This window comes from Chryseobacterium sp. Leaf394, from assembly GCF_001424105.1.
In the GTDB taxonomy this organism is placed as follows: Bacteria; Bacteroidota; Bacteroidia; order Flavobacteriales; family Weeksellaceae; genus Chryseobacterium.
Window position 1 is genome coordinate 3,006 of the sequence record NZ_LMQH01000002.1, and the last position, 23,567, is coordinate 26,572.

24 protein-coding genes and 1 tRNA gene are annotated in these 23,567 nt (G+C 36.6%); 13 read left to right on the plus strand and 12 right to left on the minus strand.

What is annotated here, in order from left to right; all coding sequences use genetic code 11:
- Window positions 1-29 precede the first annotated feature (29 nt).
- From rpsJ to ASG21_RS00050, 5 genes are all read right to left on the minus strand, one after another.
- The gene (gene rpsJ / locus ASG21_RS00030) at window positions 30-335 is read right to left on the minus strand and encodes a 30S ribosomal protein S10 (RefSeq protein WP_002661363.1); all 306 of its coding nucleotides are present in this window, start codon (window positions 333-335) and stop codon (window positions 30-32) included.
- Window positions 336-352: 17 nt separating this feature from the next.
- Window positions 353-2,470 carry an elongation factor G gene (fusA, locus tag ASG21_RS00035; RefSeq protein ID WP_056074381.1) on the minus strand — a complete coding sequence of 706 codons (2,118 nt, stop codon included), beginning with the start codon at window positions 2,468-2,470 and terminating at the stop codon, window positions 353-355.
- Between the two features lie 6 nt (window positions 2,471-2,476).
- On the minus strand, window positions 2,477-2,953 hold the full coding sequence (gene rpsG / locus ASG21_RS00040) for a 30S ribosomal protein S7 (RefSeq protein WP_034962875.1): 477 nt from the start codon (window positions 2,951-2,953) through the stop codon (window positions 2,477-2,479).
- Between the two features lie 23 nt (window positions 2,954-2,976).
- The gene (gene rpsL / locus ASG21_RS00045) at window positions 2,977-3,390 is read right to left on the minus strand and encodes a 30S ribosomal protein S12 (RefSeq protein WP_027383325.1); all 414 of its coding nucleotides are present in this window, start codon (window positions 3,388-3,390) and stop codon (window positions 2,977-2,979) included.
- A gap of 111 nt (window positions 3,391-3,501) precedes the next feature.
- The gene (locus ASG21_RS00050; protein ID WP_056074383.1) at window positions 3,502-5,085 is read right to left on the minus strand and encodes a hypothetical protein; all 1,584 of its coding nucleotides are present in this window, start codon (window positions 5,083-5,085) and stop codon (window positions 3,502-3,504) included.
- A 106-nt stretch (window positions 5,086-5,191) separates the two neighbouring features.
- On the opposite strand from ASG21_RS00050, the gene ASG21_RS00055 reads away from it, so the two are divergent.
- From ASG21_RS00055 to rmuC, 6 genes are all read left to right on the plus strand, one after another.
- Window positions 5,192-5,668: a Dps family protein gene (locus ASG21_RS00055; RefSeq protein WP_056074384.1), complete on the plus strand. Its 477-nt coding sequence runs from the start codon at window positions 5,192-5,194 to the stop codon at window positions 5,666-5,668.
- Between the two features lie 94 nt (window positions 5,669-5,762).
- A complete protein-coding gene (gene pncB, locus ASG21_RS00060) occupies window positions 5,763-6,941 on the plus strand; it encodes a nicotinate phosphoribosyltransferase (protein ID WP_056074386.1) in 1,179 nt (392 codons plus the stop codon).
- Window positions 6,942-7,168: 227 nt separating this feature from the next.
- The gene (locus tag ASG21_RS00065; RefSeq protein WP_241773426.1) at window positions 7,169-7,492 is read left to right on the plus strand and encodes a YciI family protein; all 324 of its coding nucleotides are present in this window, start codon (window positions 7,169-7,171) and stop codon (window positions 7,490-7,492) included.
- A gap of 119 nt (window positions 7,493-7,611) precedes the next feature.
- On the plus strand, window positions 7,612-8,067 hold the full coding sequence (locus tag ASG21_RS00070; protein ID WP_056074388.1) for a hypothetical protein: 456 nt from the start codon (window positions 7,612-7,614) through the stop codon (window positions 8,065-8,067).
- Window positions 8,068-8,123: 56 nt separating this feature from the next.
- Window positions 8,124-8,882: a DUF5995 family protein gene (locus ASG21_RS00075; protein WP_056074390.1), complete on the plus strand. Its 759-nt coding sequence runs from the start codon at window positions 8,124-8,126 to the stop codon at window positions 8,880-8,882.
- A 110-nt stretch (window positions 8,883-8,992) separates the two neighbouring features.
- Window positions 8,993-10,369 carry a DNA recombination protein RmuC gene (gene rmuC, locus ASG21_RS00080; protein WP_056074391.1) on the plus strand — a complete coding sequence of 459 codons (1,377 nt, stop codon included), beginning with the start codon at window positions 8,993-8,995 and terminating at the stop codon, window positions 10,367-10,369.
- A gap of 47 nt (window positions 10,370-10,416) precedes the next feature.
- Here the strand turns inward: rmuC and ASG21_RS00085 are convergent, their stop codons facing one another.
- Window positions 10,417-11,127 (minus strand): trypsin-like serine protease, encoded by a 711-nt coding sequence (locus ASG21_RS00085; protein ID WP_056074394.1) that lies wholly within the window; start codon window positions 11,125-11,127, stop codon window positions 10,417-10,419.
- A gap of 164 nt (window positions 11,128-11,291) precedes the next feature.
- On the opposite strand from ASG21_RS00085, the gene ASG21_RS00090 reads away from it, so the two are divergent.
- Window positions 11,292-12,059, plus strand: coding sequence for a TrmH family RNA methyltransferase (locus ASG21_RS00090; protein ID WP_056074396.1), 768 nt, complete (start codon window positions 11,292-11,294; stop codon window positions 12,057-12,059).
- 78 nt (window positions 12,060-12,137) lie between these two features.
- Here the strand turns inward: ASG21_RS00090 and ASG21_RS00095 are convergent, their stop codons facing one another.
- The gene (locus ASG21_RS00095) at window positions 12,138-12,368 is read right to left on the minus strand and encodes a hypothetical protein (RefSeq protein WP_056074397.1); all 231 of its coding nucleotides are present in this window, start codon (window positions 12,366-12,368) and stop codon (window positions 12,138-12,140) included.
- A gap of 182 nt (window positions 12,369-12,550) precedes the next feature.
- Between ASG21_RS00095 and ASG21_RS00100 the strand changes: the two genes are divergently transcribed.
- Both ASG21_RS00100 and ASG21_RS00105 read left to right on the plus strand, forming a co-directional pair.
- Window positions 12,551-13,720 (plus strand): hypothetical protein, encoded by a 1,170-nt coding sequence (locus ASG21_RS00100; protein ID WP_056074399.1) that lies wholly within the window; start codon window positions 12,551-12,553, stop codon window positions 13,718-13,720.
- Entirely contained in the window at window positions 13,704-14,285 is a 582-nt protein-coding gene (locus tag ASG21_RS00105; RefSeq protein ID WP_056074401.1) for a hypothetical protein, read from the plus strand. The genes ASG21_RS00100 and ASG21_RS00105 overlap by 17 nt, the downstream gene beginning before the upstream one ends.
- Here ASG21_RS00105 and ASG21_RS00110 read toward each other — a convergent pair.
- Window positions 14,234-14,809: a 5-formyltetrahydrofolate cyclo-ligase gene (locus ASG21_RS00110; RefSeq protein ID WP_056074403.1), complete on the minus strand. Its 576-nt coding sequence runs from the start codon at window positions 14,807-14,809 to the stop codon at window positions 14,234-14,236. The two genes, ASG21_RS00105 and ASG21_RS00110, sit on opposite strands and share 52 nt — an antisense overlap.
- Before the next feature lie 4 nt (window positions 14,810-14,813).
- Window positions 14,814-16,178 carry a rhodanese-related sulfurtransferase gene (locus ASG21_RS00115; protein WP_056074405.1) on the minus strand — a complete coding sequence of 455 codons (1,365 nt, stop codon included), beginning with the start codon at window positions 16,176-16,178 and terminating at the stop codon, window positions 14,814-14,816.
- A 330-nt stretch (window positions 16,179-16,508) separates the two neighbouring features.
- Here ASG21_RS00115 and ASG21_RS00120 point away from each other — a divergent pair, with 330 nt between their 5' ends.
- Complete coding sequence (locus ASG21_RS00120; RefSeq protein ID WP_056074408.1) at window positions 16,509-18,032, plus strand: trypsin-like peptidase domain-containing protein; 1,524 nt, start codon at window positions 16,509-16,511, stop codon at window positions 18,030-18,032.
- 54 nt (window positions 18,033-18,086) lie between these two features.
- Here the strand turns inward: ASG21_RS00120 and ASG21_RS00125 are convergent, their stop codons facing one another.
- The 3 genes from ASG21_RS00125 to ASG21_RS00135 all read right to left on the minus strand — a co-directional run bounded on the left by ASG21_RS00125 (window position 18,087) and on the right by ASG21_RS00135 (window position 21,642).
- Window positions 18,087-18,527 carry a hypothetical protein gene (locus ASG21_RS00125; RefSeq protein ID WP_056074410.1) on the minus strand — a complete coding sequence of 147 codons (441 nt, stop codon included), beginning with the start codon at window positions 18,525-18,527 and terminating at the stop codon, window positions 18,087-18,089.
- Window positions 18,527-18,907, minus strand: coding sequence for a RidA family protein (locus ASG21_RS00130; protein ID WP_056074412.1), 381 nt, complete (start codon window positions 18,905-18,907; stop codon window positions 18,527-18,529). Before ASG21_RS00130 ends, ASG21_RS00125 begins: the two co-directional genes overlap by 1 nt.
- Before the next feature lie 113 nt (window positions 18,908-19,020).
- Window positions 19,021-21,642, minus strand: coding sequence for a putative LPS assembly protein LptD (locus ASG21_RS00135; RefSeq protein WP_128414170.1), 2,622 nt, complete (start codon window positions 21,640-21,642; stop codon window positions 19,021-19,023).
- Window positions 21,643-21,696: 54 nt separating this feature from the next.
- Here ASG21_RS00135 and ASG21_RS00140 point away from each other — a divergent pair, with 54 nt between their 5' ends.
- The 3 genes from ASG21_RS00140 (at window position 21,697) to rpsT (ending at window position 23,495) form a co-directional block, all read left to right on the plus strand.
- Window positions 21,697-22,986, plus strand: a complete 1,290-nt coding sequence (locus tag ASG21_RS00140; RefSeq protein ID WP_056074416.1) for an N-acetylmuramoyl-L-alanine amidase — start codon at window positions 21,697-21,699, stop codon at window positions 22,984-22,986.
- 54 nt (window positions 22,987-23,040) lie between these two features.
- A tRNA-Glu gene (locus ASG21_RS00145) sits at window positions 23,041-23,112 on the plus strand.
- 128 nt (window positions 23,113-23,240) lie between these two features.
- Window positions 23,241-23,495 (plus strand): 30S ribosomal protein S20, encoded by a 255-nt coding sequence (rpsT, locus tag ASG21_RS00150; RefSeq protein WP_056035301.1) that lies wholly within the window; start codon window positions 23,241-23,243, stop codon window positions 23,493-23,495.
- Window positions 23,496-23,567 lie beyond the last annotated feature (72 nt).

Below are 23,567 nucleotides of genomic sequence, written 5' to 3' on the forward strand. Positions count from 1 at the left end.
CTATTAGCTTATAGCCATTGGCTAAATTATCACACTTTAATTTCTACGTCAACTCCTGAAGGAAGTTCTAATTTCATTAGAGCATCAACAGTTTTAGAAGAAGAAGAGTAGATATCCATCAATCTCTTGTGAGCTGACAATTGGAACTGCTCTCTTGCTTTCTTGTTTACGTGCGGAGATCTCAACACTGTGAAGATTCTCTTGTTCGTTGGCAATGGAATTGGTCCGTTTACAACAGCACCAGTAGCCTTTACCGTTTTTACGATCTTCTCAGCAGACTTGTCCACCAAGTTGTAATCGTAAGATTTTAGTTTTATTCTGATTCTTTGTGACATTTCTTTGATTTAAAAAATTAACCTTTTGCTTTAGCAATGATATCTTCAGCAACGTTTTGAGGAGTAGCCTGGTACTTCTCTAATTCCATAGAAGAAGTAGCTCTTCCTGATGAAAGTGTTCTTAGAGTCGTAACATATCCGAACATTTCAGATAATGGAACTGAACCTTTGATTACAACGGCACCGTTCTTTTCTTCCTGTCCACTGATTGTACCTCTTCTCTTGTTAAGGTCACCAATGATGTTACCCATATATTCTTCCGGAGTTACAACTTCCAGTTTCATAATAGGCTCCATAATTACCGGCTTAGCAGCACGTCCCGCTTCTTTAAATCCTAATTTTGCAGCTAATTCAAAAGAAAGTGCATCAGAATCTACCGCGTGGAAAGATCCGTCTTTAAGAGTAACTTTAATACCTTCAACTTCGAAACCAGCCAAAGGACCGTTTTTCATTGCAGCTTTAAAGCCTTTTTCAATTGCAGGAACAAATTCTCTAGGAACGTTACCACCTTTGATCTCATTGATGAATTCTAAACCAACTTTACCTTCTTCAGCAGGTCCAAGTTCAAATACAATATCAGCAAATTTACCTTTACCACCTGACTGCTTTTTGTAAACTTCTCTGTGGCTTGCAACTTTTGTAAGATTTTCTTTGTACTCAACCTGAGGTTGTCCCTGGTTAACTTCAACTTTGAATTCTCTCTTCATACGGTCAACAATGATATCTAAGTGAAGCTCACCCATACCAGAAATGATCGTTTGTCCAGAAGCTTCGTCAGTTCTCACTGTGAAAGTAGGATCTTCTTCAGCCAATTTAGCTAGAGCGTTACCCATTTTATCCTGGTCAGCTTTAGTTTTAGGTTCTACAGCGATACCAATTACCGGATCAGGGAAAACCATCGATTCTAGAATGATCGGGTTTTTCTCGTCACACATAGTATCACCGGTTTTGATAGATTTGAAACCTACCGCTGCACCAATATCTCCTGCTTCAATATACTCTACAGGATTCTGCTTGTTAGCGTGCATCTGATAGATTCTTGAGATTCTTTCTTTATCTCCTGAACGGGTGTTCAAGATATAAGAACCTGCATCCAGTCTTCCAGAGTATGCTCTGAAGAATGCCAGTCTTCCTACGAAAGGATCGGTAGCAATCTTAAATGCCAAAGCCGCGAAAGGCTCTTTTACGTCTGGTTTTCTTGTGATCTCAGCGTCAGTTCTTGGATCTGTACCTTTGATATCATCTTTATCCAATGGAGAAGGCAAATATTTACATACTGCATCCAACATAAACTGTACTCCTTTATTTTTGAATGAAGAACCACAAGTCATTGGGATAATAGAAAGATCGATAGTTGCAGCTCTCAATGCAGCATTGATTTCTTCTTCTGTAATTGAATCCGGATCTTCGAAGAATTTCTCCATCAAAGTTTCGTCATATTCAGAAACAGCTTCTACCAATTTCTCTCTGTATTCAAGAACTTCATCCTTCATATCCTCAGGAATTGGAACTACCTCGAAAGTAGCACCCTGTCCTGCCTCATCCCAGATGATCGCTCTGTTTTTGATCAAGTCTACAACACCTTTGAAATCTTCTTCAGCACCGATTGGCAAAACGATTGGAACTGCGTTTGATCCTAACATCGTCTTAACTTGGTTTACCACGTTAAGGAAGTCAGCACCTTGTCTGTCCATTTTGTTTACGAATCCCATTCTTGCAACTTTGTAGTTGTCAGCAAGTCTCCAGTTTGTTTCAGACTGAGGCTCTACTCCATCTACTGCAGAGAAAAGGAATACCAATCCATCCAATACTCTCAAAGATCTGTTTACTTCTACTGTGAAGTCAACGTGTCCCGGTGTATCGATGATGTTGAAGTGGTAAGGTTTAGTATCAGCTACCGGTTTACCCTGATCTGTTGGGAAATTCCAAGAACAAGTAGTTGCAGCAGAAGTAATTGTAATACCTCTTTCTGCTTCCTGCTCCATCCAGTCCATTGTAGAAGCACCATCGTGAACCTCACCAATTTTGTGATTTACTCCTGTATAGAATAAAATTCTTTCTGTAGTGGTAGTTTTACCGGCATCAATGTGCGCAGCAATACCAATATTTCTTGTAAATTTAAGATCTCTACTCATTTCTAATTAGAATTTAAAGTGTGAGAAAGCCTTGTTAGCTTCCGCCATTTTGTGAGTATCAGATTTTTTCTTGTAAGCAGCACCTTCTTCTCTTGAAGCAGCTACCACTTCGTTAGCCAATTTCAAAGCCATTGACTTATCATTTCTCTTTTTAGAGTAAAGGATTAACCATTTCATAGCCATAGAAATTTTTCTGTCAGCTCTGATTGGCATAGGAATCTGGAAGTTAGCTCCACCTACTCTCCTGGAACGTACTTCTACGTGAGGCATAACGTTAGTTAATGCATCTTTCCAGATTTCAAGGGCAGTCTTTTCAGTTTCTCCTTTTTTAGTTTCTACGATATCTAATGCATCATAGAATATTTTGAATGCGATTGACTTCTTACCGTCAAGCATCAAGTTGTTTACGAATCTAGTTACCAATTGATCATTAAACTTTGGATCTGGTAACAACGGTCTTTTTTTCGCTTTTGTCTTTCTCATTGTTTCTGTACCTTATTTAACGATTATTTTTTCTTTCCTTTAGCCGGTGCAGCTGCTGCCTGACCTGGTTTAGGTCTCTTAGCTCCGTACTTAGATCTTCTTTGAGTTCTTCCGCTTACTCCAGCAGTATCCAACGCACCTCTTACGATGTGGTATCTTACTCCTGGTAAATCTTTTACTCTCCCCCCGCGTACCAATACTATCGAGTGCTCTTGAAGATTATGTCCTTCACCTGGGATATAGGCGTTAACTTCTTTACCGTTTGAAAGTCTTACCCTTGCAACTTTTCTAAGTGCAGAGTTAGGTTTCTTAGGAGTGGTAGTATATACTCTCGTACATACACCTCGTCTTTGTGGACAAGAATCAAGGGCAGCCGATTTACTCTTCTTGGTAAGTGCGACTCTTCCTTTTCTAACTAATTGTTGAATAGTAGGCATTTAATTGCTTTTATTTTAGGGTGCAAAAGTATGAATAATTTTTTAATCTGCAAGCAGTTGCAAATAAATAATTTACATTCTTAAAAATTAGTTCACAGAAACTTACGTTTCCTATTTTATGATCACCTGAACATTTTTGTTCCATTTGAAATCCCTGATGTTTTTCTGCAACTGACTAAAATTTTCCGGATTTACAGAATAAATTGATACCGTTGTTCTCGCAGCATTTACATTTTCACTTATAGTAAGTTCCGCTGCTTTTCTCCAATGATCAGGAATCTGGCCGTTGAACCATACCTCATAAACCACCGCTACATCAAACTTATTTTTGACTGTATATTCTGAAATGAATTTTTTAAAACGATGGTCAAACGCAACTTCACTTCCATTATAAGGTATAGTTTCTACAGATGCCAAGCCCACGATATCCAAGAGATGTATATCTGTAAAGTAGCTTACAGCACCAATATCATTAGCCACAACCTTCGAATCATTATAATAAGTATGTAGAAATTTTGCTGACTGTACATGTTGTTCATAAATATTTTTGTTCCCGAAAATCAAAATCCTGTGCGAAACAGATAATTTATAAACCATCAAACCAAAATTAGCTGACAGAAACACTACAAGCAGTATATTCCTTTTAATAAAGAAATTATTAAAACTGAAATTTCTGCATATTCTCTCGAAAATAGCCATCGAAAAACCTGTTATCAGATAAGCCTCGTACCTAAAAAGATATCTTGTTTCTGCAAAAAGACAATGGAGAATAAATGTAAACGAAAGAACAATCAACAAAAAATTCTGCTTCAAAATTTTCTCAAAACCGCTCTTCCGGTCGTGCCAGACAAACCAGCAACAGATCAGGATTGGAAAAAAACCGATTTTATAAAGGCTTCGGCTGAAAATTAATTTGTTCTTTACTATATATATAAGGTCAGAAAAAAAATGCGCATTAAAATGAATCGCCGTCCCTTTCACCACCACGGAATTTGGAAACCAGTATCCAGACTGGGAATGATTAAAAATACAAAACATCAAAATCGGGATAAATCCGCAAGCCAAAACGGCAATTCCATATTTCCAGTTTTTAATCAGAAAGAAAATAAAAGCAAGACTTACAAAGTAAAACATGCTTTCAAACCTTATCAATCCGAGCAAAAGCAATGAAATAAAAAACCCGTATTTGGCAGACTTACTTTGATTTAAATTATAAAAACAAAAAATATTAAGCGCAAAAACAAAAACCTGAAACACATGTTCCATTCCTGAAAGAACCTGCAAATGGAGGGTAACAAATAAAACAGTAAAAATATTTGCCGAAATAATCTTTACATCTGATGAAAAAATTTTAGAGTAAAACTTATTTAAAATAAAGACAATTCCACCTGAAAATAAAAGATTGAAATAAAGCGGAATCAAATCATGATTGCCGAAAATTTTCATTAAAACAGCAATCAGAAATGTGAAAAGAGGTGATGACGAACTTGAAGAAAACTTATATTTCGTAACACCCCAAACATCGTGCAGCGCAAAATTTTTAGCCATTGCCAGATGAATGTACGCATCATCTATTACATATATATAATGTCCGTCTGTTTTGGTCAGCGATAAAAAATAATATCCTGAGCAAACTGCCAAAAACAGCAGCAACGAAATTAAAAATGTCTTAGCAGGATTTATCGGAATATTCATTCAAAAATGATTTACTGTAAAAATAGCAAAGATAATCATCATCAATCAGCCGTACCCTTTTTCGGCATAATATTTACAATTGAAATTGTCATTAGAAATTAATATTATGAAAAATGCGAATATCATCGGCTTGCAGGAAGCCGACTGCCAGAAAATTTCAGAAAAACTAAATATACTTTTAGCCAACTACTCCGTTTTCTACCAAAACACGAGAGGATCCCACTGGAACATCAAAGGCGAACAGTTCTTTACCCTCCATCCGAAATTCGAAGAACTTTACAACAGTCTTGTTTTAAAAATTGATGAAATTGCTGAAAGAATTTTAACACTGGGAGCAACTCCGGCTCACAACTATTCAGACTACCTTCAGGTTTCAACCATCAAAGAAAGCAGAGAAGTGAATGACGGAAACAAAAGTGTTGAGATCATTTTAAACTCATTCAAAGTGGTGATCGATTTACAACGGGAACTTTTAAACATTACCGACGAAGCTGGCGACGAGGGAACCAATTCTCAGATGAGCGACTACATTACCGAACAGGAAAAAGAAGTATGGATGTACAATTCTTATTTAGGAAAGTAAAAACCGAACAAAATTCAAGAGAACTTAAAAAATCGTCTTACATTTAGACGATTTTTATTTTTAAATAATTAAATTTGTGTTAAAATTACACAATATGCAAAACATGACGTTTAACTCCATTCTCGACAACGATTTCTATAAAATTACCATGCAGAATGCAGTGGTAAAATTATTCCCAAGCCAAACCGTAAAATACGAATTCATCAACCGCGGAAAACATCATTTCCCTGAAGGTTTTGATGTTGCTTTGAAAGAAGTGGTCAGCAAAATGGCCGAACTGAAACTTACCCGGGAAGAAAAAAGATTTTTAGCTAAAACCTGCCCTTACTTAGATTTACCTTATCTCGATTTTTTAGAAGGCTATCATTACGACCCGTCTGAAGTGAAAATCGTACAGACCGGCAACGAGCTTTCCGTAACCGTGGAAGGACTTTGGTACAGAACGATTCTCTGGGAAGTGCCTTTGCTGGCCTTAATCAGCGAGCTGCATTACGAAATGAATCATCTGGAAAGAGACTCCAATGAAATTGTGATGAATAAAACGCTTGAAAAAGCAGATTCCCTGAACAAACTGGGAGTTAATTTCGCAGAATTCGGGACGCGCAGAAGACATTCCTACAAAGTTCAGAATCTTGTAATGGAAGCTCTGACCCGAAAAAAAGATTCCACATTTATCGGAAGTTCAAATGTTCATTTCGCAATGAAATACGGTGTAAAACCAATCGGAACCCACGCCCACGAATGGTTCATGTTCCACGGTGCCGAATTTGGATTCAAAATGGCCAACAAGCTTGCGCTCGAACACTGGGTGGATGTTTACAGAGGTGATCTTGGTGTTGCACTTTCAGACACTTACACAACGGACGTCTTTTTTGAGCAGTTCGATAAGAAATTTGCAAAACTGTTCGATGGTGTCCGTCACGACAGCGGAGATCCTCTGGAATTTGCCGACAAAACAATCGCACACTATCAACGCCACGGAATCAATCCCCTGTTTAAATACATTATTTTTTCCGACAATCTGAATCTCGAAAAAGTAGAGGAAATCACAAATTACTGTAAAGGAAAAATAGGCGTTTCTTTCGGAATCGGAACAAACCTTACGAACGATGTTGGTTTGAAACCAATGAATATCGTGATGAAACTAATCGGTGTACAATCACTGAACAAAGAATGGATTCCTACCGTAAAGCTTTCCGACGAACATGGAAAATACACCGGCGATCCGAAAATGATTGAGCTGGCGAAAGAATTTTTGAGAATAAAAGATTGAAAATTAAGCTTAGATATTATTATTTGGGCGCCTGTTTCCGCCCTCCGTTCCCGCTTTTTTATTTCCAACGCCCAACCCTGCCAGCGTCTGAAACGCTGGCAGGGTTCTCCCCCACCAAATAAAAAGAGCTCCACTCAGGTCGGGGCGCGTGCAATTCGCACCAACAAAAATAAAAAATACAATATGAAATCAAATTTTTGCTTTTATCTTTATTTTCAATCACTTTTTTGAACTCGGCTCAGCAAAAAAAAGTAGACGTTTTAAAATACAATCAAAAACTCGCCGATTCATTAGGAGCCGACCAATACGGAATGAAATCTTATGTTATCGTAATGCTCACCACCGGAACAGCAAAAATCGACGATAAAGAGAAAAAAGCCAATCTGATGAAAGGCCACATGGAAAACATCGGAAAACTCGCCAAAGAAGGAAAAGTGATTATTGCCGGACCATTTTCAGAGAAAAATCAACGCGACTATCGCGGTATGTTTATCTTCAATACAAAATCGAAAGAAGAAGCAGAATCCTGGGTAAAACTGATCCCGCCGTAGCTGCCGGAATTTTTAATTATGAAATATTCCCCTGGTACGGTTCTGCAGCGTTGCCTCTGTATCTGAAGCACCATGATGAAATTGCAAAAGAAAATCCTTAAAAATTCAATAAAATTTTTATGAATAAATATTTGAAAGGCTGTCTGATTATTCTTGGAATTTTACTGTTGATCGTTTCTATTATTGCAGGATTTTTTTATTATCAGATTTCTACCAGCAGAGAACGGAGTGTGGCTGATAATAGAGAATGTTCAGATAGTAAATATATCTTTGATCAACCCACTATAGAAATTTCTGACAGTGTTATGACTAAAAGTGTGCGAAATATAAAACTGTTTTTGATTCAAAATTCAAAGAAAGTGGATTCAATGGAAATTGCAAACAATTCTGAAGACAGAATCCAGTTTAATTTTCCATTTGAAAAAGTGCCATTATCAAGCAACATCCTTATTAAAACCGAAAATCATGAATTTTTGCTTCTCAACATGAAGTATTATAACAACGAAAAATGGGGAATGTTTGGATATTTAGGAAAAGGCTGTCAATTTTTATATGAATATAAAATATTAAAATAAATACAACCTCACAAAACCGCTGGCTTTTTCCTATCTTTATTTAAAACTAAACCAATATGAAAACCATCGAAGAAGTCCTGAAAAAATTAGACGAAATCATCATCTGGAGCAAAGAAAATAAAAGCACAATCGGATATTTTGCCTGTACCTACAGAATTATGACCGCACAGGTTTTAAAAGGAATTCAGCAGAAAAAGTTTGAAGACAACCCAAGAATGACTTTGCTCGACATCGCTTTTGCAACAAGATATCTAGATGCCTGGGAAAACTATTCTAAAGGAAAAAAATGCACCAACGCATGGTTTTTAGCTTTTGAAGCCACCAAAAACAAAGACCTTTTAATTCTTCAACACATATTTTTAGGCATGAATGCGCATATCAATCTAGATTTGGGAATCTCCGCCGCGTCGATAATGCCTTACAGAAAAATCAATCCGCTGAAAACCGATTTTGAAAGGATCAATTCTGTGATTGCTTCAATTAATCAAAACGTACAAGATTCTCTAAATAAAATTTGTTATCCCGTGAATTTAATCGACAAATTATCCAACGGAAAAGATAATGCAGTTTTAGATTTTGCAATTTCAAAAGCTAGAGATACATCATGGGCTACGGCTGTAATTTCTTCCAACACACCCAACTTTTTAAAAGAAAACGTCGTCGGAATTGTAGATTATGCAGCTGCAAAAGTCGCTTCACAAATTCTTCATCCGAAATTACTTTCTTCCACTTTAGCTAAAGAGTTGAAGAAATGCGAAAGCAGTGATGTGGTGAAAAATATTGAGATATTAGAGAAAACAAACACAACTATATAAATATTCATATTTAAAAATATTTTTCTTAAACCTCACAGGTTTTGAAAACCTGTGAGGTTTGTTACGCATAAATTTTTCTTCATCAGCTCATAGTTTCGTAATTTTGAAAAATGGAAATCACTTACCTGATCATCGGCTGTTTTATTGGAGGGATTTTAGGTTCAGCCATGATTTATTTTTATCTCAAATCATCAACAGTTTCAAGAAATTCTTTTGATGAATTAAATGGTTTAAATATTAAATCCAATGCAGATCTGGAAAATTTGAATCTTAAAATTCAGGATTTAGAACAAATTATTCGGCTTGAAAAAGAAAACAATCTTCAGCAGGCTGACCTTTTGAATGATTTAAAAAATGAGTTTGCAAAAGCCTCTGCCGAAAATACTTTTCTGAAAGCCCAAAAAGAAGAAACAAAAAAAATTCAGGAAGAAGGAAAACTGCAGTTTGAAAATTTAGCTAATAAAATTTTAGAGGAGAAAACAGAAAAGTTTACTGCTTTAAATCAAAATAATCTTAAAAATATTCTTGACCCTTTTCAGGAGAAAATTAATGATTTAAAGAATAAGGTCAACGAAGCATATGAGAAGGAAAATAAGGAACGTTTTTCACTTGGAGAGCGGGTAAAAGAACTCGCGTTACTCAACCAGCAGATTTCTGAAGACGCCAAAAGACTGACGAAAGCACTGAAAGGCGAAAGCAAAACCCAGGGAAACTGGGGCGAAATGATCCTGGAAAGTATTCTGGAGAAATCCGGATTGGTAAAAGGAAGAGAATATTTCCTTGAACACGAACTTAAAGATGAAGATAATAAAGCTTTATTCTCAGAATTTTCGGGTAAAAAAATGCGTCCGGATGCCGTTGTAAAATATCCGGACGAAAGAAATGTAATCATAGATTCTAAAGTTTCTCTGACCGCTTTCACAGAATTGGTTGATGAAACCGATCCTGAAATTTATCAGATTAAAATCAATCAGCATTTATCTTCCATAAAAAATCACATCAATCAACTCAGTCAAAAAGCATACGACGACTACGGGAAATCGCTTGACTTTGTGATGATGTTTATTCCAAGCGAGCCGGCTTACATCGCAGCCATGCAGGCCGACCAAAACCTGTGGAACTTTGCCTACGACAGACGGATTTTACTTTTAAATCCAAGCAATCTAATTACTTCTTTAAAACTAATTTCTGATCTTTGGAAACGGGAATACCAAAACCGAAATTCTTTGGAAATTGCGGAACGTGGCGCAAAACTATATGATAAATTTGCCGGTTTCGTAGAAAATTTAGAAAAAGTTGGGAAGAATTTGGATCAGGCGAAAAATGTTTACAATGATGCATTCAAACAGCTTTCAACAGGTAATGATAATCTGATTTCTCAAACTCAGAAATTGAAATCTCTGGGAATCAAAAACAAAAAAGAACTTCCACAGAGTTTGATAGACAGCTCCGATAACGATGAACTTACACAGTTTTCCATTGAATGATACAAATTAAAGCACTTTAAACTATTTTTTCTGCTTTTGATATTGATCTAAAAAGGACAACAGGGTATCCAAAGTACATGGCGAAAAATACTTTTTTTTGTGTCCGGATCTTCTGTACCACCAGAGACAATCCCAACTAATTTCCCACGTTCGTCCACTACAGGAGCACCACTTAAGCCGCCGAATTTTTCCGGAACAACAACATCCTTAAGCAACATTCTGTTATTGATGGTTTTGTAATACTCGAATTCATAAACTCTTTGTGGGCCATCTTCCATTGTTCTTGTCCAACCAACCACATACAATTTCTCGCCGACAACAAGCGGATTATCCCTTATTTTTAATACTTCAACATCTGAATTATTTTGTTTAACTGACAAAACAAGCCAATCGTTACTGTATGATGATTTGTCATTCAAATTTTCAGATTCATTTTTATTTAAAAGAGAATTCGTTGTAACGGTTTTATCTTTCTTATCCAATACATAAAATGACCAACTTCTGATGTGATTTTCAAATACTAAAGTTTTCATTTCTTTTGGTTTTATTATCTGCAATAAATGCTTGGCCGTAACAGCAAAGGTTTCATTATTATATTGCATCAAAAATCCACACGCAAACCGTGGCTGATTTAATTTGTCATCATTAAAATCAATTTTATTTACCAATGAAATCTCCTTAAATACCTTTTTTGAAGTTGCATTTTGACAACTGTACAATGAGAAAATAGCGATTGCCAAAATATTAATGATTTTCATACCACCAGTTTTAGCTAATTTAAACAATTTATGTTATACTGCTGATGAATTTTCCGTCCGTATTGAAACCCAACCTAAAACAAATACTAATTTACTGATGATGACAGGCGAGTAACTTTTAAAATCTTATTTTTGCATCAATTATCATTTATCATTCATCAATTATGATTATCGAGAGTTTTCAGAACGAAAAAATAAAATACATCACCAAACTTTTAACGGACAACAGATTCAGAAAAAAGGCTGAAGTTTTCGTTGTAGAAGGACAACAGGAAAATGAGCGGGCTTTGAAACACAATTTTGAGCCAGTGGAATTTTACATATGTGAAAACATCTTCAAAGGAAAACTTCCTTCAGAAAAAACGCATCTGGTAAATGACAAAGTTTATGAAAAAATTGCTTACCGCGGAACTTCCGAAGGAATAATTGGAGTTTATAAAACCAAAGAATCAGATTTAAATGATTTTAAACCTAAAAAAGATTCAACGGTTATTGTTGTGGAAGGCGTAGAAAAACCTGGAAACCTGGGAGCAATTCTACGGAGCTGTGAAGCTTTTGGTATTGATGCATTAATTGTTGCCGACGGAAAAACAGATTTTTACAATCCAAATGTCATCCGTTCAAGTGTTGGCTGTCTTTTCGGAATGGAAATCTTTCAGGCAGAAAATAATGATGTTTATAAATTTCTGCAGGAAAACGGTTTCAGCATCTACACCACTATTATGGATGAATCATCTGATGACCTGTATAAAAGAGATTTCACCAAGCGCTCAGCTGTACTGTTTGGCACAGAACATTCCGGTTTAAGTGAGTTCTGGAATGGGAAAGGTCAAAACACCTTAATTCCGATGAGCGGAAGCATTGATTCTTTAAATTTAAGTAATGCCGTTGCAATTACCTGTTACGAAACTTTGAAACAGAAAAGATCCTAAACTAAATTTAAAACTAAAGAGCACAAAAAAACCGTCTCGCTGAGCGAAACGGTTCTTTTATTTTCAGTTCGTAACTGATTAGTGAGCAGCTGGAGCAGCAACTTTAGCTGTAGAATCAACAGCAGCTTTAGCTGAATCAGCAGTAGCTTTAACTGAATCTTTACCTGCAGAAGCAGCAGAATCGATAGCTTCAACAGCTGAATCTTTGTTAGCTTCGATTGAATCTTTGTTAGTTTCAGTAGCATCTCCTTTTTTACAAGCAACTAATGAAATAGCAGCGATAGCAGCTACGAATAATGACTTTTTCATAATAAATTAAATTTAATTTGTTAATATTGTTTTTTAAAATCTCTTTTCTGTTCCGTTATTTGAACAAGACAAAGGTATAGCAGATGAAAAATTTGTTTATGAAAAACAATTGTAATAACTTTGTAAAACAGTTTTACAATTAAACTTTATTGAAAATCAATACTTTAAATATATTTTAAAAATTGACTGATCTGGATTTATTACACTTTGAGCAACTGAAAAAATCAGTTCAGGCTCAATATTTAACCGAATATACCCCTTCATTTGATGAAATATCAAAATGGAAAGGTATTGATATCATCTATTTTCAGGAAGATCTGCGAAAAAAGGCGAAGGGAAACATCAGTGAAAAATCTTTTTACACTTATTTTAAATCTTCTCCCGTCACCAAACTTCCGAGAATCGATATGCTTAATTTGTTGAGTATTTATGCGGGTTTCGACTCATGGTACGATTTCAAAAAACAGAATCTTTTTGTCGGAGAATTACTGAAAGATGATGATGATTTAAGCGAAAGTGACCTGAAAGAATTAGAAAAGACGATTTCGGCTTCAGTCAACCTCGAGGAAAATCAGGAAAATACTGTTTCTACGGTGAAAACCGAACCTGTTTTGAGTGATTTACAAAAATCGGATATTGATAATCAAACAGTTGAAGAATTTCCGCAAAATAATGAGGTAACAGAAAATAAACGTTTTACACCAGCAAAAAAAAGCTACCAAAGAACTGCATGGATTGCTGCAAGCTCCGTTTTCGTGATATTACTGGGACTTTTAGGATTTAAAGATGAAATTTTTCAGAAAACTTATACGTATCATTTTACTGACGCCGACCGAAATCAGGGCGTACAGAGTGATATTGAAATAAAAGTAATCAAGGAAAATGAATCTCCTATTCTCTACAGAATAAAGCCAGGTGAAAAATTCGTGTATGCATCGAAGGATAAAGCGATAAAAATGCAGATCAGCTCGGCAGTGTATGAGAATCTTGAAGTCAACAGAAACCTCGAAAACGCCCCAAAGGAAGAAACCATTGAGCTGAAACCAGACGACTATAAAATGGCACTCTACTATTTCTCCATCAAAGACATCAAGGGTGAAAATTCTGAGCAACTGATACAGCAGAAAAGAAAACAGCTCGAAAACCTGATCAGCAATGCCGCTGTGATTACTCAGGTGTATGACAGCGACATCTACGGTCTGGAAGCTCTTGACAAAGAAGATTACATCACCCTCGTAACCACCCCGACAACATCCCTTAAAAACCTTAATGTTATCGAAATGAAAAAGGATAACAAAGGAAAAATTGTATCTATAAAATTTAAAATCTCAAACAATGAAAATAATCCCTAACTTTTTGTTTTTGACGATACTTCTTGGCATCACAGCGATTGCCTGCAAGAAAAAAGATGAAACCCCTACCGTAAGCGACCTTGAGAAGCTTAGAAACACTGAGAATATTTCTGTGAAGATGGACAGCGCACAGGCAATCAATGCCATCACCATGCAGAAAGTACAGGACGTTCTGGATCTTTCGACTCTTTATCTTTCCGGAAATAAAAAAACAGAGATCGACAAAGCCATCTACGCCAAAATCGAAAAGTACTTTGAAAAATCAGATTCTACAACGTTTCAGGGAATGTTTAAAGAGCTTGAAAGTCTGCAGGTGAAGAAGATAAAAGTGAGCAACATCAATGTTTTCAAACAAATCAAGGATCAGGACACCCTGGATTTTGCTAAATTTAATGTGGAATATCTCGATTCTAAAAACAAATCTATCGGAATTTTTGAGAGAAATGCCCAGTACACTTTGGTTTCAAAACCAGAGCAGAAGAATAAAGAGTTTAAGTTTTACTTCCTCAATTTCTACTCGAAACCACCTTCAAAAGACAGCACATCGGTTGGCGTAACCAAATAATCTAAAGGAATATCGTTTTTCCAGACATCATCGATACATTCATCGGGGTTAAAATAATTAACTCCGATTTTTTTTGAATCTTCAGATATACTTTCAAAAAAACTGTCATAGAAACCTTTGCCGTAACCTACTCTGTTTCCTTTTGCATCGCAGTAAAGCAAGGGTGTGATAACAAAATCAAAATCTGAAATTCCTGAATCTTCATTAGAAACAGGTTCGGAAATTCCCCAATTGTTGGTTTCAAATTGAGTTTCGCTAAAAATCTCAACTGAAATCAACTTTCCTTCAACGATTTTAGGAACAAATACCTGAATGTTTCGGGTTAAAAAATAATCAATAAAAATATGAGTATTGATTTCATTAAACTTTTCAATCGGAATGAAAATGTGAATTTTCTGTCCGGATTCAGGTTTAAAATAATCGACAAAATTTGTAAATATCTTTTCAGAAAACACGAAAGCCTCATCATTCGACAAGGCTTTTCTTTTGTTTAAATATTTCTTTCTAAGCTCAGCTTTCAGCATCAGATTAAGCCTTTTCAGATTCTAAAATTCTGTAGATTTTATCCGATAATCTTACTCTGAACGGAAGTTCAAAAGTAATCTGATCTCCTGCTTTTGCAGTTTGGCAAGAATTTCCATCAACATAAATTTCTGTAACTGCAACCTGCTGTTCGCCTGTTGTAGGTCCGGAAACTAATATTTTGTCTCCAACTGTAAGTTCCTTTTCCAGTAAAAACTGAGCAATTTTTGATTTTGAATAGTAATGTTCCGCTTTCCCAATCAACGTTTTTTTTATCTTGATTTTTTGACGGATGTCTTTGCTTACCGCTTTCCCTAAAGTTTGTGTAGACAGATCACCTGAACTTTTAAATTTGAGTGCATCAGATTTTCCTTTTCTGAATACTTTGTTCCCGACTTTCAGTCCTTTTCTTTTGGCAACCTGCTCTTCCCAAGGCAAATGGATAGTTTCAAGACATTCCGTTGAGCACGTATTTTCCATTTCAGCTTTACACTCATCACACTGGATAAACAGCAAATGACAGGCATCATTGGCACAGTTGGTGTGATTATCACAGGGCTCTCCGCACTGGTGACACTGGGAAATAATATCGTCCGTAATTCTTTCGCCCAGACGGTGGTCAAAAACAAAGTTTTTTCCGATGAATTTACTTTCAACGCCTTCTTCCTTGATCTGTCTTGCATATTCAATAATTCCACCTTCAAGCTGGAAAACATTTTTAAAACCCTGATGTTTAAAATAAGCACTCGCCTTCTCACACCGGATTCCGCCAGTACAATACATCAAAAGGTTTTTATCTTCTTTAAAATCCTGAAGCTGACCGTTAATAATCGGCAAACTTTCCCTGAAATTTTCTACATCCGGAGTGATGGCACCTTCAAAATGCCCCACTTCACTCTCATAATGGTTTCTGAAATCTACCACGATCGTGTTCGGATCTTCAAGCATATCATTGAATTCCTGAGCTTTCAAATGAATACCTTTATTGGTAACATCAAAGGTTTCATCATTCAAACCGTCGGCAACAATCTTATTCCGAACTTTAATGGTTAACTTTAAAAATGAATGGTTATCATGCTCTACCGCAACATTTAATCTGATCCCTCTCATGAAATCGTATGCTTCAAGCGTATCTTTAAAAGCCTCAAAATTGTCTGCCGGCACACTCATCTGAGCGTTAATTCCTTCATGGGCAACGTAAATACGTCCTAAGGCATCAAGTGCGTTCCAGGCGATAAAAAGGTCGTTGCGGAATTTTTGGGGATCCTGAATTTTGGCATACGCATAGAAAGACAATGTAAGACGGTCCTTACCAGCTTCATCGATTAACTGAGCTCTTTCTTCTGCGCTTAAGGTGTTGTACAGTTGCATGCTATAAACGTTTTAAGTGAGAAAATTTTTGCAAATATAAGCATTTAAATCAATTTTAAAATAATGCCAGAATTACCGTGTGACAGATTTTACAACACATAATTTAACTTTCGGAGGATATCTGACATCTAAAATATGACAATTTGACTTTAATAAATTTTTAAGTTTAGTTAAAGCAAGACTTAAATTACGACTTAAACTTTAAAATGCTATAAATGCAGTTAAATTTTAGTTAAAACTGAAACACTTTAAATGAATTGATTACTTATTTAGCATTAAATTTGTTTACATAAAAATAACTTATTAATTATAAATCAAAGAAGATATACAATGAAGAGTACTTTAAAAAAACTATTACCATTTGCAGTAGTGGGAGTTATCTCCGGAGCTACCACAGTTGGTGTTCAGCAGTATTTTAATGACGGCACCGGCATGACAGACCAATCTTACTTCACAAAATCAGGCAACACGTCATTTGTCGGAATGAATACCGCAGCCGTAGGTGACGATTTCACCAAAGCGGCCAAGGCTACTGTGCCTGCTGTAGTGAGCATTAAAAATTATCAAAATAAAGCATCCAGCAGAGCTTCTGAGCAGGATATGTGGGATTTCTTTTTCGGCGACCCTATGGGTGGAAGAAATCAGCGCGGACAAAGGCAGCAGGCACCGGATAATATGCCATCAGGAATGGGATCTGGTGTGATCATTTCTCCGGATGGATATATTATTTCAAACAACCACGTTGTGGCAGGAGCCAACAAGCTTGAAGTGGTTTTAAGCAATAAAAAAGCGTACATCGCAACTTTGGTGGGAACTGACCCGAATACAGATATTTCATTATTAAAAATCGAAGAAAAAGGACTTCCGTTCCTGAACTTTGCCAATTCAGATAATATTGAAGTTGGACAGTGGGTTTTGGCAGTAGGAAATCCCTTAGGTTTAAATTCTACAGTTACAGCAGGTATTGTTTCAGCAAAAGGCAGAGGAATTGGCATTCTGGGCTCTCAGGGGAAAGCAAGCAATCCTATTGAAAGCTTTATCCAGACCGACGCAGCGATTAATCCCGGAAACTCAGGAGGAGCTCTTGTGAATGCAAGCGGAGAACTTATCGGAATCAATTCTGCGATTCAGTCTACTACAGGATATTATCAGGGATATGGGTTTGCGGTACCTGCAAATCTAGCCAGAAAGATTGTTGAGGATATCAAAAAATTCGGTATTGTACAGAGGGGTTTCCTTGGAGTGATGACTTTAGACTTATCTAATGATCAGTTGGTAGCAGCTTACAACAAAGAACAGAAAACCAGCCTGAAAGCCGGAAACGGAATGTATGTAACAGGGTTCTCTGAAAACAGCGGTGCTGAAGACGGAGGCGTGAAAAAAGGAGATATTATCACAAAAGTGGATTCATACACCATAACAGATTTTGCAGATCTTTCTGCAGCCGTGGGTAGCAGAAGACCTGGTGATAAAGTGCAGCTGACCTATCTGAGAAACGGTAAAGAAAATACAACAACGGTTACACTAAAAGATCAGAAAGGAGGTACTTCTACCAGAACGAAAGCGGATCTGAGTGTGAGTGAAAAAATAGGATCAGACTTTAGCGAGCTGAGCGACAGATTCAAAACTGATTACGGACTTAACAGCGGTGTTGTTGCGAAAGGCGTAATCGAAGGTGGAGAAATGGCAAAAATCGGAATTGTAGATAACTACATTATCATCGAAATCAATGGCAAGCCGGTAAACTCGCAGGGTGATGTAGAAAAAATTCTAAACAACTACAAAGGTAACGTACAGGTGAAATTTGTAGACGAATATGGAAGGATATACACCAAAGGATTTAAAATGCCTTAAATCTATTTGGAACTAAATAAAAAATCGCCGCTTTATTACTGAAGCGGCGATTTTTTATGATTTAAGTTTAAGTCTTTTATTTTTTCTTTCGTAAATCACTGAAACAATTTTTCCCCCGAGCCAGGCAAAAGGAAAAAAGGTAAGAAATATACTTATCTTATAAAATGTAGGATGGTACGGGAAGATGATAATATCCAGCATCGCAATAAACAGCATGATAAAACCTATTAAGATTGCGTACGCAACTTTTGCGTACTTCACTATTATGGCCGTAACAACGCCACCGATCGTGGTCCCCAAACCTGAAATAAAAAGAAGAAAACCGAAAAAGGCATCCTCGCCCTTCATGCTTTCCAGAAAGCGCTGCCAGTGCTCAAACGGAGCAAAAGCATCGAAAGTAACCCATTGCGGAAATGCTCTTATCCCAAGAGTAATCATAAGCCCTGCAATTGCAAGACCTACCAGAACCGCTAATGTATTTCTTAGAAAATTCATTAATCCTGATGTGCAATCATTGAGATTTCGATATCAACATTTTTTGGCAGACATGAAACCTGTACAGTTTCTCTCGCCGGATAGCTTTCTGCGTCAAGATACGATGCGTAAATATCATTCATTACAGCAAAATCATCCATGCTTTTTAGGAAAATGGTAGCTTTCACAACATTTTTAAAAGTCATACCTGCTTCAGTAAGGATTGCTTCAAGATTTTTCATTACCTGATGTGTTTCCTTTTCGATTCCCTCTACCAGCTTACCCGTTGAAGGATCTACCGGAATCTGACCTGAAATATAAAGAACTCCGTTGGCAAAATTTGCCTGAGAGTAAGGTCCGATAGCTGCCGGAGCATTTTCTGTATTGATTATTGTTTTCATTATTAGATATATTTCAAATATTTTTTAAATTAAATTTTGCCTCAGAAATCAATGTGATTGCTGACTCTGTTTGGCTGCAAATATAAAATTTCTATTTTAATTAAATGATGATCTTAAAAAGGTGCGTTAGGCTGCGTAAAACTTCTGTCTTTATATTTAAGAGCGTCACTCAAAATATTTGCTTTGATTCCTATAAAGAAATCGTACACTTTATACTGCCCGAAAGGAACCCAGTTAAAATTTATTGTGAAACTTCGCTGATCTCTCGCAAAACCGATTCTTGTGTAAGCCAGTTTCCCTGTGATCATGTCGTAGTGGGTACTTCCGGTAACATTCCAGTAGGGTGTAAGCTTCATATTTCCGTCCAAACCTACGGAGGCAATTCTTGTGCCTTCTCTGGTTAAATTTCTTGTATAGGCATAACTTGCATTGACATTCAGGCTCCAGGTTTGATCGAAGTGAGCATAATTGTCATCATCAAAATAATAATTTTCGTTTCTGATCTCGCCTTTTTTATCGTAGAGCTTGGCGTAATCTTTCTTCTCACCTTTTTTATTGAAAATCTCGCTGCTTAAAGGATAAGACATCTGAACATTAAAACCCTGTACACTGAACGATCCGAAATCTTCTGTTCTGATACCGGTATCAGTTCCGGGAATGAATAAAATTTTGTAAGGTTCTATGGCAAGGCTTGTGTTGATGCTCAGTTTACTGTCGAACAGAGATGTCTGTCCATTAACTGTGATTATTGAAAAAGGATGTGATTTTGCCAGGAAATTATAGTTCCCGTTGATATTCAGAGACTCAAATATTTTAATCTTTTTTACACCTGTAGAATCACTTTTAGATTTAATTTTCATCTCAATATTATTCGAAATATTGTATCCCATCGCTCCTACTTCGCCTGATACAGGACTTCCGACAATTCCCATATCAAAAATTGAGTAAGGCGTCAAAGCACCTGCTGCGTCATAATAATTTCTGAAATATCCAAAGCCCGGTGCACCAAAATCAGGAGAATATGAAAAACTCAAACTCGGCATCATCATGTGACGGATTGCCTCTACTGCTCCACCTTTTTTAAAGTTCAGCATTCCGTAAAGCGTCGTTTGCAATGAAGCACTTGTGCTGAACGTAGAATATCCGGCTACTCTTTTATTCACCTGATCAACCACTTTATTTTCTATGGGGTCGTATGCTCTTGTAAGGGTTTTTGTAGTTAAAGCATTATCAATATTGGCTCCTAAACTAAAGGTAAAATATTTGGCAATCGTTGTATTGGTTCCTAAAGCAATATTGTTTCTCACACCGGTCTGCAGTTTATCCCACATGGCTTTGGTGAAAAGCTCGCCTTCTTCAGTGCTTACAGAGTTGGTTAGGTTAATTCCTGTATTTACGGTAATATTCTCCAGTAAACCCTGTCTCACTCCGGTTTTGGATCCGAATAAATAAAACTGGTTGATGGCAATATTCATCTGTGGAAGACGGAGATCCGCCAATCCTGTCGCGAAGTTCTGATTGTAGGAAGCCGTTCCGGTAATCGTGATTGGTAATGTTAAAAATCGTTTGGTAAGCGTGAGCGTAGAATTCTGCTGGGTTCTGAGCACGCTCTGATCCATAATATAATTATTGTTCACCGTATTGTTGTAGAACGTCTGGCTCGTAACATCCACTGAAGCAGAAAACGTTAGAAACGGATTAGCTTTGGTATCCTGAGTATGTCTCCACGCGATTCTGTAGGTTCCGGTTTTGCTGTAATTATCAAGTCCTTTAATTCCGCGGACTGTATTACCAATATCTGCGGCGAAATTTCCGTTGTAACGGTATTTCTTGATATAATTCATTTCCGGCCTTAAATTCCAGCTTCCTTTAGTATAAATATCAGCTAAAACCCGAAGGTCAAAATGCTCGCCAATGGGCTGATAATACCCCAAACCATTTAAGAAAAATCCAACATCTTCCCTTTCCCCAAAACTTGGAATCAAAATCCCTGCAGATCGCTTATCTGAAAACGGAAGAATAGCAAACGGCATTACCAAAGGCGTTGGCACATCTTCTATATACATTTGTGCAGGACCTACAATTAAGGTAGAATTGCTTTTTCCTTTCTGCATTTTGATGTGTGAAGCCAAAAGGTGGTAATCGGGCCGCGTATCTTTTTTATCGATATAATATTTATCGGTTGTAAACTCCGCATGGCGCATTACGAAGACAGAGTCGTTGTATTTTTTGGTTTTATCCGCCACTATCAGACCTTCACTTTCCTCGGTTCTCGCGTTGTAGGCAATAGCTTCTCTGGTTTTGGTATTGTAGCTGAAGCTTTCCACTTCATATTTCTTTCCAGCCTGGTCAACCTGAGCCAATTCTGTATATTTACCTAAAGAATCCAGCTTTCCTCTGGCAAAAATGATGTTTTTCTCCTCATCAATCGAGATATAATCTGCGTCAATCTGCATATCCTGATACTTTACCTGCGCATTCTGTACGAGATAAATCATTTTCTTCGGAACATCTCTCCTTTTAGAATCGGCTTTTGTACGCAGTACATCTTCCAAAGACTCTTTTGGCAGAACTATTGTATCTTTTTTTGTGATGGTATCACTTACCACTTTCGGTATGGTATCATTTATTACCGTATTTCTCTGCAATTTTTGAGGCACTGTCTGTGCTAAAAAACTGTTAAAAATTAGGATAATAAGAAATTGTAATATATTTTTGAAGACGGTTTTGTCCAATTTTTGTTTGCTATAATTTGGGGTCAAAATTAGTATAATTTTTAAAACTGAAAGATGTACCAATCAAAATTTAAAATAATTTTAGCATTTCTGTTCGTAGTTTTCTCCAGTATTGCATTTTCTCAAAAAAAATTCACCATAGTTTTGGATGCCGGACACGGCGGAAGTGACCATGGAGCCTACAGATCTTACAGTGATATCGGTAGAATTGCAGAAAAAGATGTTACCCTCGCCATTACGTTAAAATTAGGTGCTAAACTTGAAAAGAATAAAGACTTTAAAATCATTTATACAAGAAAGATAGATGAATTTCCGTCACTTTCAGACCGTACCAACCTTGCCAACCGAAGTAAGGCTGATCTTTTCGTTTCTATTCACTGTAATTCCGCAGCCAGAAATACTGCATACGGAACTGAAACCTTTGTACAGGGACCAAACCAAAACGATGAAAATCTTGAAGTGGCAAAACGTGAAAACGATGTAATTTATCTGGATGAAAAAGATAAGCAGACTTTCGGCTCGTACAACGCAAGCTCTCCTGAATCTTTAATTGCCCTTAAACTTCAGCAAAGCAAATATCTTGAGGCCAGCATGCTTTTGGGAGGTTTGGTTGAAGGAAATTTTGTCAACAGAGACAAACGGTTTTCACGAGGTGTGTTTCAGAAAAACCTGCACGTTTTAAGGATGAATGCAATGCCTTCTGTGTTGATTGAGACAGGTTTTATCAATCATCCAGAAGAAAGTCACTATTTAGCATCAGATAAAGGTCAGGAAGAGATTGCTGAAAGTATTTACCTCGCAATTATTGATTACAAAAAAGCTTATGACAGAAAAACAGGAAATGTAGCCTCAAATAAAAAACCGGAGCCGGAAAAACCAGCTGAAGTTCCATTGAAAAATGATTTCAGAATTTTGCTGATGACCACTTCTATTAAATATGATGAAAGCGATCCTGCTTTAAGAGGATTAAATTACATTTTAATCTTAAAAGAAGGCGGAGTTTACAAATACTACTACAGCGTGACGAATATGGCTTCCATCAAAGATCAGAATATCAAAACTGCTAAAGATGCAGGTTTCAAAAATGCCTACGCAGTTGGATTTATGCCAAATCAAAAATTAAATTCCGGTTACTATAATATAGAAGTGTACGTAGGGAAAGATAAACTGAGCGCCAATTCCCATATTCTACAGACCTTGAAAGATGTGGAGCGAAATAAAATGAACGGCATTTTCTACTACACTTACGGAAAAGAGTATTCTTTGGAAGATGCTGTGAAACTTCAGAAAGAACTGGAAGCCAAAGGAATTAAAAATACAATCATCCAAAAGATGTATAAATAGCAGAAAAATTTTGAAATGTAAAACTTAATATATATTTTTGCAACCTCAAAATTTGGTCTATTCGTCTAGTGGTTAGGACTCAAGGTTTTCATCCTTGCAACAGGAGTTCGATTCTCCTATAGACTACAAAAATAAAATTAGAAATCGCAAGGGAAAAGCTCAGAGATATTTATCTGAAGAAAATTAAAAATTTTTAAAAATAAATTTGGCAGATAAAAAAAAAGTCTATACTTTTGCACTCACATTTGAACGATATGGCAAATCATAAATCAGCACTTAAGAGAATCAGACAAAACGAAGTAAGAAGACTTCGTAACAGATATTACCACAAGACTGCAAGAACTGCATTAAAAGTTTTGAGAAGCGAAGAAAACAAAGCAGCTGCTACTGAGCAATTGCCAAAAGTTATCGCTTTGTTGGATAAATTAGCTAAGAAAAACATTATTCACAAGAATAAGGCGGCTAACTTGAAAAGCAAATTGACTAAGCACGTTAATAAATTAGCGTAATTATATAGCTGGCCCGTTCGTCTATCGGTTAGGACCTCAGATTTTCATTCTGGTAAGAGGGGTTCGATTCCC

What these genes read in the sequence shown, in the direction of transcription:
- rpsJ (WP_002661363.1), bottom strand. Translation starts at nt 335, where the DNA reads ATGTCACAAAGAATCAGAATAAAACTAAAATCTTACGATTACAACTTG.
- fusA (WP_056074381.1), bottom strand. Translation starts at nt 2,470, where the DNA reads ATGAGTAGAGATCTTAAATTTACAAGAAATATTGGTATTGCTGCGCAC.
- rpsG (WP_034962875.1), bottom strand. Translation starts at nt 2,953, where the DNA reads ATGAGAAAGACAAAAGCGAAAAAAAGACCGTTGTTACCAGATCCAAAG.
- rpsL (WP_027383325.1), bottom strand. Translation starts at nt 3,390, where the DNA reads ATGCCTACTATTCAACAATTAGTTAGAAAAGGAAGAGTCGCACTTACC.
- ASG21_RS00050 (WP_056074383.1), bottom strand. Translation starts at nt 5,085, where the DNA reads ATGAATATTCCGATAAATCCTGCTAAGACATTTTTAATTTCGTTGCTG.
- ASG21_RS00055 (WP_056074384.1), top strand. Translation starts at nt 5,192, where the DNA reads ATGAAAAATGCGAATATCATCGGCTTGCAGGAAGCCGACTGCCAGAAA.
- pncB (WP_056074386.1), top strand. Translation starts at nt 5,763, where the DNA reads ATGCAAAACATGACGTTTAACTCCATTCTCGACAACGATTTCTATAAA.
- ASG21_RS00070 (WP_056074388.1), top strand. Translation starts at nt 7,612, where the DNA reads ATGAATAAATATTTGAAAGGCTGTCTGATTATTCTTGGAATTTTACTG.
- ASG21_RS00075 (WP_056074390.1), top strand. Translation starts at nt 8,124, where the DNA reads ATGAAAACCATCGAAGAAGTCCTGAAAAAATTAGACGAAATCATCATC.
- rmuC (WP_056074391.1), top strand. Translation starts at nt 8,993, where the DNA reads ATGGAAATCACTTACCTGATCATCGGCTGTTTTATTGGAGGGATTTTA.
- ASG21_RS00085 (WP_056074394.1), bottom strand. Translation starts at nt 11,127, where the DNA reads ATGAAAATCATTAATATTTTGGCAATCGCTATTTTCTCATTGTACAGT.
- ASG21_RS00090 (WP_056074396.1), top strand. Translation starts at nt 11,292, where the DNA reads ATGATTATCGAGAGTTTTCAGAACGAAAAAATAAAATACATCACCAAA.
- ASG21_RS00095 (WP_056074397.1), bottom strand. Translation starts at nt 12,368, where the DNA reads ATGAAAAAGTCATTATTCGTAGCTGCTATCGCTGCTATTTCATTAGTT.
- ASG21_RS00105 (WP_056074401.1), top strand. Translation starts at nt 13,704, where the DNA reads ATGAAAATAATCCCTAACTTTTTGTTTTTGACGATACTTCTTGGCATC.
- ASG21_RS00110 (WP_056074403.1), bottom strand. Translation starts at nt 14,809, where the DNA reads ATGCTGAAAGCTGAGCTTAGAAAGAAATATTTAAACAAAAGAAAAGCC.
- ASG21_RS00115 (WP_056074405.1), bottom strand. Translation starts at nt 16,178, where the DNA reads ATGCAACTGTACAACACCTTAAGCGCAGAAGAAAGAGCTCAGTTAATC.
- ASG21_RS00120 (WP_056074408.1), top strand. Translation starts at nt 16,509, where the DNA reads ATGAAGAGTACTTTAAAAAAACTATTACCATTTGCAGTAGTGGGAGTT.
- ASG21_RS00125 (WP_056074410.1), bottom strand. Translation starts at nt 18,527, where the DNA reads ATGAATTTTCTAAGAAATACATTAGCGGTTCTGGTAGGTCTTGCAATT.
- ASG21_RS00130 (WP_056074412.1), bottom strand. Translation starts at nt 18,907, where the DNA reads ATGAAAACAATAATCAATACAGAAAATGCTCCGGCAGCTATCGGACCT.
- ASG21_RS00140 (WP_056074416.1), top strand. Translation starts at nt 21,697, where the DNA reads ATGTACCAATCAAAATTTAAAATAATTTTAGCATTTCTGTTCGTAGTT.
- rpsT (WP_056035301.1), top strand. Translation starts at nt 23,241, where the DNA reads ATGGCAAATCATAAATCAGCACTTAAGAGAATCAGACAAAACGAAGTA.